The sequence below is a fragment of the Exiguobacterium sp. K1 genome (assembly GCF_033721435.1).
Lineage (GTDB): Bacteria > Bacillota > Bacilli > Exiguobacteriales > Exiguobacteriaceae > Exiguobacterium_A > Exiguobacterium_A artemiae.
This window is the reverse complement of record NZ_JAOTIT010000001.1, coordinates 887,391-899,527: the sequence shown is the minus strand read 5'-3', so window position 1 is coordinate 899,527 and position 12,137 is coordinate 887,391. Positions and strand designations below refer to the sequence as shown.

The 12,137-nt window shown below is 48.7% G+C and carries 13 protein-coding genes; 8 read left to right on the top strand and 5 right to left on the bottom strand.

What is annotated here, in order from left to right:
• The first annotated feature begins 38 nt into the window (after positions 1-38).
• Genes N7U64_RS04640 through N7U64_RS04630 form a run of 3 tightly spaced genes read left to right on the top strand, consistent with a single transcriptional unit; the run spans position 39 to position 1,762 of the window.
• The gene (locus N7U64_RS04640) at positions 39-701 is read left to right on the top strand and encodes a peptidase E (RefSeq protein WP_318928688.1); all 663 of its coding nucleotides are present in this window, start codon (positions 39-41) and stop codon (positions 699-701) included.
• Between the two features lie 15 nt (positions 702-716).
• Entirely contained in the window at positions 717-1,298 is a 582-nt protein-coding gene (locus N7U64_RS04635) for a YdeI/OmpD-associated family protein (RefSeq protein ID WP_214854871.1), read from the top strand.
• Entirely contained in the window at positions 1,298-1,762 is a 465-nt protein-coding gene (locus N7U64_RS04630; protein WP_318928687.1) for an NUDIX domain-containing protein, read from the top strand. Before N7U64_RS04635 ends, N7U64_RS04630 begins: the two co-directional genes overlap by 1 nt.
• 103 nt (positions 1,763-1,865) lie before the next feature.
• Here N7U64_RS04630 and N7U64_RS04625 read toward each other — a convergent pair whose 3' ends face one another.
• The 3 genes from N7U64_RS04625 to cls form a co-directional block, all read right to left on the bottom strand.
• A complete protein-coding gene (locus N7U64_RS04625; protein ID WP_318928686.1) occupies positions 1,866-2,894 on the bottom strand; it encodes a Fic family protein in 1,029 nt (342 codons plus the stop codon).
• A gap of 108 nt (positions 2,895-3,002) precedes the next feature.
• Entirely contained in the window at positions 3,003-4,094 is a 1,092-nt protein-coding gene (gene tnpB / locus N7U64_RS04620; RefSeq protein ID WP_318928685.1) for an IS200/IS605 family element RNA-guided endonuclease TnpB, read from the bottom strand.
• Between the two features lie 339 nt (positions 4,095-4,433).
• The gene (gene cls, locus N7U64_RS04615) at positions 4,434-5,873 is read right to left on the bottom strand and encodes a cardiolipin synthase (RefSeq protein WP_318928684.1); all 1,440 of its coding nucleotides are present in this window, start codon (positions 5,871-5,873) and stop codon (positions 4,434-4,436) included.
• 53 nt (positions 5,874-5,926) lie between these two features.
• Between cls and N7U64_RS04610 the strand changes: the two genes are divergently transcribed.
• Positions 5,927-6,493, top strand: coding sequence for a DedA family protein (locus tag N7U64_RS04610; protein WP_318928683.1), 567 nt, complete (start codon positions 5,927-5,929; stop codon positions 6,491-6,493).
• Here the strand turns inward: N7U64_RS04610 and N7U64_RS04605 are convergent.
• On the bottom strand, positions 6,443-7,585 hold the full coding sequence (locus tag N7U64_RS04605) for an AI-2E family transporter (RefSeq protein ID WP_318928682.1): 1,143 nt from the start codon (positions 7,583-7,585) through the stop codon (positions 6,443-6,445). The genes N7U64_RS04610 and N7U64_RS04605 overlap by 51 nt on opposite strands.
• Positions 7,586-7,917: 332 nt before the next feature.
• Between N7U64_RS04605 and N7U64_RS04600 the strand changes: the two genes are divergently transcribed.
• From N7U64_RS04600 to N7U64_RS04585, 4 genes are read left to right on the top strand one after another with little or no spacing between them, the layout of a single operon-like run.
• The gene (locus tag N7U64_RS04600) at positions 7,918-9,087 is read left to right on the top strand and encodes a hypothetical protein (protein ID WP_318928681.1); all 1,170 of its coding nucleotides are present in this window, start codon (positions 7,918-7,920) and stop codon (positions 9,085-9,087) included.
• Positions 9,088-9,102: 15 nt separating this feature from the next.
• On the top strand, positions 9,103-9,855 hold the full coding sequence (locus tag N7U64_RS04595) for a VLRF1 family aeRF1-type release factor (RefSeq protein ID WP_318928680.1): 753 nt from the start codon (positions 9,103-9,105) through the stop codon (positions 9,853-9,855).
• A 50-nt stretch (positions 9,856-9,905) separates the two neighbouring features.
• Positions 9,906-10,487, top strand: coding sequence for a GNAT family protein (locus N7U64_RS04590; RefSeq protein ID WP_318928679.1), 582 nt, complete (start codon positions 9,906-9,908; stop codon positions 10,485-10,487).
• A gap of 18 nt (positions 10,488-10,505) precedes the next feature.
• Complete coding sequence (locus tag N7U64_RS04585) at positions 10,506-10,979, top strand: GNAT family N-acetyltransferase (protein ID WP_318928678.1); 474 nt, start codon at positions 10,506-10,508, stop codon at positions 10,977-10,979.
• Positions 10,980-11,031: 52 nt separating this feature from the next.
• Here N7U64_RS04585 and N7U64_RS04580 read toward each other — a convergent pair whose 3' ends face one another.
• Positions 11,032-12,084: a C45 family peptidase gene (locus N7U64_RS04580; protein ID WP_318928677.1), complete on the bottom strand. Its 1,053-nt coding sequence runs from the start codon at positions 12,082-12,084 to the stop codon at positions 11,032-11,034.
• Positions 12,085-12,137: the final 53 nt, after the last annotated feature.

Genomic DNA, 12,137 nt, shown 5'->3' with positions numbered 1-12,137 from the left:
AGCTTGGTTCGATATTTTAAGCAGAAAGAAGGGTTCTTATGAAATTATTGCTGACTTCAGGCGGCATTCAAAATGACAGTCAACGTCGGGCGCTCGTCGATTTACTCGGAAAACCGATTGAGGAAGCACATGCCCTCTGCATTCCGACAGCCGTCTACGGAATGAAAGAAGGACCGTACCACGCATACTCGTTCATCACAGGAACGGGTTCCACTCCGATGTGTGAATTAGGATTTCAGTCGGTGGGTGTTCTCGAATTGACGGCACTGCCCAGTCTGGATGAATCACTTTGGGTGCCGCTTGTCGAACAGGCCGATGTGTTGTTGGTAAATGGCGGTGATCCCTTATTTTTAAACTACTGGATGAAAAAGTCGGGACTTGCCGACCGATTGCCTTCGCTAAAAGCAGTCTACGTCGGATTGAGTGCCGGCAGTATGGTGCTGACACCAAGGATTGGTCATGCGTTCGTGGAGTGGACAGCACCTCATACAACGTCAGATGAAACCCTTGGATTAGTTGAATTTTCGATTTTCCCGCACCTTGATCACGAACTGTTACCGGAAAATACATTGGACGAAGCCGTCAAATGGGCGGCTGATCTCACAGGACCATCCTATGCGATTGATGATCAAACGGCGATTCAGGTCATTGACGGGGTCATCGAAGTCATTTCGGAAGGGAATTGGAAACGATTTAATTGAACTGAGGTGAGACCAGTGGAGATCACGACACAATTGTACGTCGAACATATCGGGCAATGGCGGAGTTGGCTGGAAAACCATCATCTGACAGAGACCGAAGTTTGGCTCGTATTTGATAAAAAAGATGCAGAAAAATATCAGTTGGATTATATCGAAACCGTCGAAGAAGCACTTTGTTTTGGTTGGATTGACGGGATTAAAAAGAAGGACGGGGACCGTCTGCTTCAGCGCTTTACACCGCGTCGGACAAACAGTCACTGGACCGAACTGAATAAAGAACGGGTTCGTCGACTGATGGCACTCGGAAAGATGCGAGAACAAGGGATAAAGGTGACACCTGACTTGACAGTACCGTTTGAAATTGATCACATCATCATCACGGAACTGAAAAAAGATCCGGACACCTATCAATTTTTCCGGACGTTGCCGGAGCTCTACATCCGTGTCAGGATCAGTTATATCCAGGACTGCAAGCGAGACAGCGCGGAGTATGAAAAACGTCTGACCAAGTTTTTGAACTATACGGCGCAACGGCGACTGTTTGGTCGCTATGACGACGGAGGGAAATTGACGGGAGACTATAAAGGAGATGACTGATGATGGATTCTGAACAGGAGAAACCGACTTTTGGTGTGAAACTGAAGGGACGACACTACCAGTATAAGCAAAGTGTCTATGGCATCGCATACGATCAACGACAGCAGACATTTTTAACCGTCGAGACTAAATGGAACAATCTTTTGTTGCCGGGTGGGGGAATCGAGCGAGGAGAAACAGCGGAACAAGCACTTCTCAGGGAGTTGCTCGAAGAGACCGGGTTTACGATTCAAATCGATGCGCCAATCGGCCGTGCCGAGCAGTACGTGCTGACACCAGACGGGAAAGCGATTCTCAACGACGCGTTCTTTTTTGAGATGACGTTACTCGAGCGGATCCAGGATCCGGTTGAAGAAAACCATTGTCTGGTCTCCCGTGACCTTCACGAAGTCGACGATTTGTTTCATGCCCATCAGGCCTGGGCGGTCAGGGAAGGATTAAAGTATAAGGATGAACACCTCTGAATCTAATACCTAGAAAAATAAAAAGCATCAGGTATTCGGAATTGTCACGTGTACTCGATGCTTTTTCATTTTTAGAATCCTAGGACGAGTTGAAAGATCAAGGTTATCTTTTGATCCATTTTGCTCCACGTCCACGTCCTGATGGTTTGATAAGCCCTTCATCCCGAAGTTCACGTAGAATTCGATTAATCGTTGCCTCGCTAACATCAGGACAGGCGTTTCGGACATCTGCTTTATTGAACGGTGTAATGCGGCTTTCGACAAATTGGCGAATTCGTCCCGCCTTATTTTGATTGCCGGTCGTAATCAGTCCGACCCGGTCCTCGAGTTCCTTATACGCGGCAAGGATTTTGCTCAACAGATAGTTGACCCACGGGAAAGGATCTTGCTGATTCTGATGCCAGTGGATAGAGGATAGTCGAAGCGATTCATAATAATCTTCTTTACGCGACTCGACGATCTTTTCCAGACTAATGTACCGTCCTACCTCAAAGCCATCTTGATAAAGCATTAAAAGCGTTAATAAGCGTGACATCCGAGCATTTCCATCATTGAATGGATGAATGGACAAAAAATCGAGGACGAAGAGACTCGTCAAGATGAGCGGATCAACGTCTTCCTGTTGTCGCCGCTCACGCAAACTATCGCATAATGCCTGGACTGAGGCAGGAGTCTCGAATGCCGGCACCGGAACAAAACGTGTTTGTCGTGTCCCGTCAGGAAAGGATTCACTGATTTCGTTATCGACATTCTTCCATCGTCCACCCTCGACGGGAACGAATTTATAAAGCTCCTTATGAAGTTGTAATAAGACGTTCGCATTGATTGGGATATCTCGTGCTGAAGCATGAATCAAATTCAATACATCTCGGTAACCGGCAATTTCCGCCTCTGAACGGTCGGCAGGATCGGCTGATTTCGACATGATGGTATGGAGGCGGCTTTCTGTGACGAAAATTCCTTCAATCGCGTTCGATGCTTTTGTCGACTGGATGATGGCAACATCACGTAGTGTGTTAAGAATTTGTGGTACTTGTTGTTTATATAAATCTTGTTTCCCTTTATATTCATTAATCCGACTGATTAAGCGGACTGTTTCCATCGGTAGTGCAATGGTATGTGAACTACTCACCACTTATTTGCTTCGCAAATTGAAGTGGGCGCTTCTTGGGAAGACCGTACTTTTACGAGCTACGGTTATTGACCAAGCTCATCGGGTGGTTCCCACCCTGAAGGGGCTTCAGTCTGCTAACAGCAACAAGTTGATACTTGCGTTGATATCTCGATCATGATGCGCACCGCAAGTGCATGTCCACTCGCGCACATCCAACGTCTTCTTCTCGCCTTTCGTTCCACAAGAAGAACAGATTTGCGTTGAGGCGTACCATTGGTCCGCTTTGATCAGTGTTCGTCCGTAGAATGTGCATTTATAGGCCAACTGCCGGACGAACTCATACCAACTGACGTCTCCGATCGATTTGGCGATCGTATGGTTCTTCATCATGTTCTTCGACTTCAGTGTCTCGACGACGATGACTTGGTTATCGTCAACGATCCGTTTCGACAGCTTATGAAGAAAATCTTGACGTTGATGTACAATCTTCTCATGCTTCTTGGCGAGGATGATCCTCGCCTTGTCTCGATTCTTACTCCCCTTTTTTTTGCGGGACAAGGCACGTTGTGCCCTCTTGATCTTCTCTTCAGACTTTCGAAGGAAACGAGGATTGGCAACTTTCTCAGAAGTCCACTCATCGTTTGTCATGATGGCGAAGTGTTCCAAACCAAGGTCAATTCCTACTTTATTCTTAGCGGGAACCCATGGTTCTTCGGATTGATCGACAAGAATGGAGATGAAGAATTTTGAGGTCTTCGTCATCGAGACCGTAGCGGATTTGATCACACCCTCGAACGAACGATGTTGCTTCAACTTCACGAAACCGATCTTAGGAAGCTTCACCTTGCGATCTTCGATTCGGATGCTTCCCTTCAGATTATTGGTTGTGTAAGAGGCACGGGCGTTGTGCTTCGATTTGAACTTCGGGAACCCGACAGACGGATCTCGAAAAAAGTTGTCATACGCTTTGTTCAAGTCCATCTGAGCGTTCGACAGAGACAGGCTGTCGACTTCTTTGAGGAAAGGGAATTCGGGCTTATACTTTGCTGGTGTCGGGAGCTTCTGTTTCACGTTAGGGTTCAGTTTCGAGTCTTCATACAATCGAATCCGCTCTTCGAGCATCTTATTGTAGACGAAACGGACACAACCGAACGTCTTCACGAAATATTCTTGTTGGGGTTTCGTCGGATCGAGTCGAAACCTGTACGCCTTCAGCAACACAATCACACCTTTCCTTTTGATTCGTTACACTGATTTTATCAAGCAATCTCAGTCTTGAAAAACAGGGCGATTCATCTCCCACCTATGCTGGGCTTCGCCCTGAGACGCTTAGAGGTGGGAGAATTCTCGCTAAATTTAGTTAAAGTATAACGTATTTAAATATGTTCAAAAAGAATAAACATACTCATTTTAGGGCGGAATGAGTATGTTTATTCAAAAATGAACTAATTAATATGGATTTAAAACAGTTAAACATAGTCAAAAAAAATTAAAATGAGTATGTTTACTTGAAAATGAGTTAATTTATGATTTAAACGATTGCAGCTACTCGTAACGTCACAAAATCGGTGACAACAGACGCGAGATACTTTCCTTAAAGCGAATCATCCGCGGACGGGCAGCATATTTTTCCCGGGTCAGCAAGGCACTGTCGGCAACGTCGGACAAAAAGAGCAGCTCGAGTTCTTCCGCAATCGCTGCATCGTACAAAATCGCATTCATTTCAAAGTTCAGCCGGAAGCTCCGGGCATCGATATTCGTCGTCCCGACCGAAGCGATTTTCCTGTCGACGACAATCGTCTTCGCATGCATGAAGCCGATTTCGTACGTGTAGACTTCGGCCCCGTGTTGAATCAATTCGCCGACCGCTGCATAGGTCGCCCAGTAGACAAAGGGATGGTCCGGTTGGTTCGGAATCATGATTTTGAGCGAAACGCCGGAAGCCAGGGCAATCTGGCAGGCGTCCATGAAACTGGCATCCGGAATGAAGTAGGGCGACTGGATGTAAACCGATTTTTCGGCAGAATGAATCATCTGAATCAGCATATTTTTCAAATACTCCGTCTCGGATGTCGGACCGGACGTCACGATTTGAACCGGTACATGATCCGTCGCTGCAGCATGCGGCGGAATCGGTGCGGTCGACCAGTCGGTCCGCTCGTTGCTCGCAGCGTCCCAGTCCTGTTCGAAATGAAATTCGAGTTCTTCGACGACCGGACCAAGAACCCGCAGATGGGTATCCCGCCAGTAGCCGAACTGTTCGTCTTCTCCGAGGTATTCCGATCCGACGTTAAAGCCGCCGATGTAGCCGATTTGCCGGTCAATCGTACAGAGTTTCCGATGATTACGGTTGTTGATCCGCAGATTGAAGATGCCGAGCGGCGACGAGAAAAACGACCGGACTTCGCCGCCATCTTGTTTGAACGATACAAAATCCTTCGCTTTGAGTTTCCAGGAGCCGACGGCGTCATACAGAATCCGGACTTTGACGCCGCGTTTTGCCTGTTCGAACAAAGCGTTCAGTAGACGATCGCCGAGCGGATCACGTTTTAAGATGAAGTACTGGATGTTGATTTCGACTTGCGCGCTTTTAATGTCAGCAAGTAACGTATCGAATTTCTGATGACCGTCGAACAGGGTCCGGACGTCCGTCGCCTCCGTCAACAGGGCACCTGATGAACGATTCGCCTGAATCAGCTTCCGGTACGGATAAAGTGGTGTATTGGGGGAAATCGCTTCAGCTGCCTGTTCGGTAAGGTCTTGTTCGCGCGCCAACCGGCGATCTTCCGGCACATGATAAAACGAATCCTGTTTCAAGGAGCGGCCGAACAACAAGTAAATCAAAAAGCCGATGACCGGCAGGAACAAGAGGATCATCAGCCAGGCCCAGGTCGCGCTGACATCACGCCGTTCAAAAAACAGGATGGCGATTGCTGCTGCAAAGTTGGCAATCAACACGACATAGAGCAAAATCGTCAGGATTAGGGTACAGTCCATCAATACGAACACCTCGTTTTCAGAAAATAGGACTTTGACGGGAGGGGAACAGCATGTTTTCGGAATGGATCCGGTTCATCTCGAGTATCCTATTCATCCCGATTTCGGATGATCTGCTGGTCATCCGTCAAATCAGCAGTTGGCTCCGGCAGAATCAAAACCCTGCCGTGATTTTTCTGTTGGTCTGGTCGGCTTGCTTCATCTGTTTTAATCTGTTTTATGCGATTCCCCGTTTTTTTCGTGAACTGCCTGTCTTTCAAAAGTTATTGACCAATAAACATCTGGCGAAAGCGGAAGCGATTCTGCAGGAAAAAGGTACGGTCGCCATCGCGATGTCGTTTTTCCTGCCTGGTGTCCGGCGTCCGATCCACTATATGTCCGGACTGCTGGCCTATCCGTACCGGCCATATGTGCTGGTGACGCTTGTCGGAACCGGCGTTTATGCGTTGCTGTGGACGATTCTCGTCAATCGTCTCGGTGCCTACGGTCTGTTAAACCGCTTTTCGGCGTGGTGGGCGACCCATGGCGGTGTCATCCTGTTACCCGGTCTGCTGATTCTGACGGGCGTATTAGGTTGGATTTTCCGGGACACGATCCGGAACTGGTTTGTCCGCCCGTAACGCGGTCTTCCGGAGTTGTGCCAACTTGATGATGTTGAGGACCGTCACTTTTACGACGGCGTAAAAGGGAACGGCGAGCAACATGCCGAGAATCCCTGCCAGTTGACCCGCGACGAGCAAGACGACCGTGATCGTAATCGGGTGCACCTTTAAAGATTTTCCCTGGACGAGCGGCGAGATGACATTGGCGTCGAGCTGTTGGACGATCGTAATGCCGATGATGACATACAGTCCTTTAATCGGTTCGTCCAAAAAGCCGATCAAGACTGCCGGTGCCGCACCGAGAAACGGTCCGAGGTACGGAATGATGTTCGTCGCGAAGATGAACAGACCGAGCGGTAAGAAGTACGGAACATCGAGCCACCAAAGGACAAGTGTCGCGAGACTCCCGACGAAGGAACAGACAATCAATTGCGCCCGGACATACGAGCGAATCGTTCCGTTCATGTCTTTTAAAATCAACAGCGCTTCCTTGCGATAACCGATCGGGATGAACTGGACCAAGGCATTCGGTAGTTTTTTCCCGTCGACCAGCATGAAAATGTATAAAAACAGGGCGATGAATAATGTGAAGACGGTCGAAGCGATGAATTGAATCAGCCAAATTACAGAACCGGCAATCGAGGAAAAGACGTTTCCAAGAAGCGCGGTCGCACTTTTCATCGAGTTCTCGACAGACGACAATTGATTGTCGAGTGTCGGGATGGAGGTTCCATATTTCGCATAGAGGGATAACGATTGGGTATAGAGACGTTCGGCAAAACCGGGTACGGCACCGATGAAAGCGAAAAGCTGTTTCGTGATGAGCGGGAATAGCGTCAAGAGGAACAGGGTGACGAGCGCAAGTAACAGCACCAGGACGATGAAAATTGCCAGTTTTCGGGAACGCAGGCGACGCTCCAGTGAATCGACGATTCCGACGGACAGGTAAAATAAAATACCGGCGATGATGAACGGGGTGAAGATCGTCGTAAACAGAATAAACAGCGGATAAAAAAGAAAGTTGACCTGCCGCGCCATATAAATGATGCCAAGAACCAGTAAGATGAACAGACCGATACGAAAGGAACGATTGGAAATTAATCTGGACAAGGTCATCTCCTCCCTCATGAATGAACTGCATGCTCTACTCTTTCCCTGAAACCTTTAAAAATAGTGTGAAAATTCTGTAAAATGCATATTTTTTCACCGTTTTTTGTTATCGGTTTAAAAAAAGGGGTAATCATAGACTAATCTCTAACCATTTTTCGTATCATCATCGCTGTCATCTCCGCAGTCATTTCCAGTCAACTCATGATTCTTCGCAACGACAGTAGTCACTTTCCCCCATTATATTTTCCTTCATCGTCAGCTTAATAACCTTGTTCGTCCTATTACCGATGTTCATGCTCCTACAACCTGTCGTTTAAAAGGGAGGAACACGTATGCAGCCCATCATTGCCTTTACGATTATCATGCTCATCTGGACGGTCAGCGATTATGTTTCGAAAAAAACAAAGGCCTTATTATCTTCGTTATTTGTTGCCTCCATCATCTTTCTGATTGGATTCAAGACTAATCTGTTTCCGGAAGACTTGTTGCCGACGTCAGCCTTGTTACCGCTCGGACAAACCGTCGTCGGGATGATCATCGTTCATCTCGGGACGCTGATTAGCCTCGATGAATTTAAACGGCAGTGGAAAACGTTTCTGATCGGGGTCTCGGCCGTCATCGGCATCAGCGTATTGCTCTTTACGATCGGTCGGCTGTTCCTCGATACGAACTATGTCCTCAGCGCCATCGCGGCCGTCAGCGGCGGGACGATTTCCGTCATTATCGTTCAGGAACAGGCGCTGAACGCCGGCTTGATCTCGGTCGCCGTTTTTCCGGTCCTGATTGCGGCCCTGCAAGGTTTGATCGGTTTTCCGCTGACATCGATCATCCTCCGTAAAGAAGCATTGCGGATTCGGGAAGGGGTCCGGGATGGCAGTATCACGCGGAAAGCAGTTCTTGACCCGGCCGAAACATCCGAGAAACAGACGATTTTGCCGGAGCCGTTCCAGACGACGGCCGGGACGCTGTTTGTCGTCGGTGTCGTCGTCATCGTTTCGTCGTTCCTCAGCGGTTTGACGAACGGGTGGCTGAATACGTTCGTCATTGCCTTGTTACTCGGGATTGCCTTACGGGCGACCGGCGTCTTGAAACCCAATGTCTTGAACGGTATTGATGCCTACGGTCTGATGATGCTTGCGATTTTACTGATCATCTTTGGACCACTCGCAACGACCTCATTTGCGGACCTCGTCGAACTGTTTGTGCCATTGTTGATCGCCTTCATTCTCGGCGTGCTCGGGATCGTGTTGTTTGCGATGCTTGCCGGGAAGTTCCTCGGTTACTCTTACCCGATGGCGATTGCAATCGGTTTGACGTCACTATACGGTTTTCCGGGTACATTGATTCTCAGTCAGGAAGCGGCTAAAAATATCGGCGAGACGGAAGATGAGGTCCAGATCATTGAGGATGAAATTTTACCGAAGATGGTCGTCGCCGGCTTCTCGACGGTTACCATCACCTCCGTCTTCATCACCGGTATTTTAGCGTCATTCATCTACTAACAGGAGGTTATTCAGATGGGTCTAGGAGAAGATATCAAACGGTTAAAAGGATTTGATGGTTCGACACACGTGTTGTCGGTGTATCTCAGTACCGCTCCGGATAAACGGAACCAGTGGGAGACGATTCTGCGGAATGAGAAGAAACGTCTCTTGACGGAACAGGAAGATAAACAAGCCGTCGAAGCCGTCTTTTCGAAACTCGAGCAGGCGATTAACAATCAGCGGACGAGTTTGCTGCGCAGTATCGTTGCTTTTGTCTCAAGCGATGATTCCTTGCAGGAAGTCTATTTCCTACAACTCGATGTGACCGATGAAATCAGTTATTATACCAAACCGAATCTCAATCAACTGGAAGTCCTTGACCAACAATTCCCGCGAACCGGTATCGTGCTGACGCATCTCGATTCGGCGACCGTCCTCGACGTCCGACTTGGAGAAGTCGAGGCGACGCATGACTACGAGCTGGATCTCGATACCGGACAGTGGCGGCGTTATCAGGGACGAAGCGGACGAAGTGGCGCTTCAAGCAGCAATCAGACGGATGATTTCCGCGATCGGGTCGAAAAGCAGGCAGAACGGTTTTACCGCGAGTTGTCGGGAGAGGTCGAAAAACTAAACCGATCACTGGATTGGGATCAGATCATCGTCATCGGCGAACGGTCGCAAGCGAACTTCCTTGAGCATGCCTTAACGACCAAACCAAAACAGGTCATTCATAAAAATTTGTCGCAATCGAGCCAACAACAGATTCTCAAGCAGGTATTTTGAGCGTCGACGTCTAAAGTATAGCTTTAGACGTACATAGGGAGTGGAAGAACATGTTCATGCATCACATCACTGATCAACTGAGTTTGAAATTAATCGAACGCCAGGACGCTGACGCGCTTTATGCGCTTGTCGATGCCAATCGTGATCATTTACGGGAGTGGCTCGGCTGGGTCGACGGAGCGACCGGACCCGACATCTACCGGAACGAAATCATTCCGGCCTGGTTGACGGACTATGCGAACGGCAACGGCTTTGCCTGCGGGATTTATTTTGAGGGCGAACTCGTCGGGACGATCGCTTTACACGAAATCAATCAGACGTTACGGCAAACGTCGATCGGGTATTATTTGACCGGGAACGGACGCGGTAAAGGATTGATGACGACTGTCGTCGCATTTATCACAGACTATTGTTTTACGACATTACAACTGAACCGGGTCGTCATCGAATGTGCGATCGGCAATACACGAAGCCGGAAGATACCGGAGCGTTTAGGTTTTCAGCAAGAAGGGATTCTACGTGACGCGGAGCTTTTGTACGGGGCGTATCATGATATTGCCGTTTATGCGATGCTCGCAAAAGACTGGTCCGACACGTGCGTATCATCCGTACAAAATCAGCAAATGAATTAAAGCAGGAGGTGCCACGGAATGGTTCAATTCATGAAAATGACAGAAGCAGCCTATGCTGCATACTTACCGGAAGCCATCAAAGAATATGCCGAGGAGAAAGTCAAAGCCGGGACATGGGCAGAGGTGGAAGCGCTTGACCGGTCAGCCGCCGAGTACGGCCAATTATTACCGGACGGTATCCAGACGAAACAGCATTATCTGTTTTCGATCGTTGACGATCCCGAACAGCCGCCGGTCGGTATGATTTGGTTTCAATTAAGTGAATCGACGCACGGTCGAACCGCCTTTATCTTTGATTTCAAAATCGAAGAAGGCCATCAAGGGAAAGGGTACGGACGGCAAGCGATGGAAGTACTGGAGCAGGTCGCCCGACGGATGAACATTAAAAAAATCAAATTGCATGTCTTTGCGCATAACACGCGGGCGATTCATCTCTATGAAACGACCGGATTTGTCACGACAGACTTACATATGACCAAAACAATCGACTGAAAAACACCTCTGTGCATCCGAAAAATCGATGCACAGAGGTGTTTTGTTGTCTTCAGCGCCACGTTTGAAGGGTGTTTGCGAACTGGATATCGGTCTCGAGTTCACCATGGATGTGCGTTGACATAAAATCGTTTCCGGCCAGCCAATCTTTAAAATCAAACGTAACCGGCTCTTGATCACCGCCGAGAGCGAACCAGACTTTCATGTCGGTCGGGAAATAGGCTGACGTATGAATCGTGCCTGCCCAGTGACTGTACAACTCGGAGAAGACCCCTTTATCGGAATCGTTTAACAGACGGAATGCCGATTCCGCATCTTGAATCAAATGCTGGTGCGTCTTCAGTTCCATCATCCGGCGTTTCGAATCGTCGAGGTGGAACCGGTTTTCGTGTTGCAGCAGATCAAAATGATTCGTACAGAGATTCGTCTCCCGGACTTCGATGTCGCGGGCTGTCGCCTCGATGACGAATGACCGGTTCGACCGGTCATGGACGACATAACTGAAAGATCCCCGGTGCGGCATCTCTTTGACTAGTGAAATCGCATCTTCGACCGAGGTACATGTCTCAAGGATGATCCGCCCGATCATGAAACTGACGAAGCCGTCTCCCGGACGACGGCGGTTGATGAAGTTATAACCCATCGCAAGACCATGTTCGTTCATCCCGTCCATTCGTCCGGTGACGCGGGACGCCGGTCCGATGATGGCGGAGCCGCCATCTGTCGGCTGAAAGACGGAGAACCGTCCATCGTACGTCATCGGATGATAATCATAATTACGGACGAGGAAGTTATCGCCCGTCATGATGGAACAGCCGCTGCTCGGTCCTTCGACGCGGTAATGGCCAAAATGAAGCAACGTATCGGCGAGCGATAATTCGAGCTCATCCTGTAAGCCGAGTAACTCATCCCAGATATACGGGGCGTAGCGGAGAAACATCTCTTTTGTTTCGGCCGGATCGACCTGAAAACGGGGAACCCGGATTTTCCAGTTATCTTCACGGTTATGCAACAGTTCGTTGCGTTTGACGTAACGGCCCTGTTCGCGACCGAACTCATAGTGCGTGCCGCGGAACTGCGTAATTTCGTTTGAGACAGACTGCACAGCGTTCACTCCTTTGGTTTCTGTATGGTTCTGATTATATCGAATCTGCCACA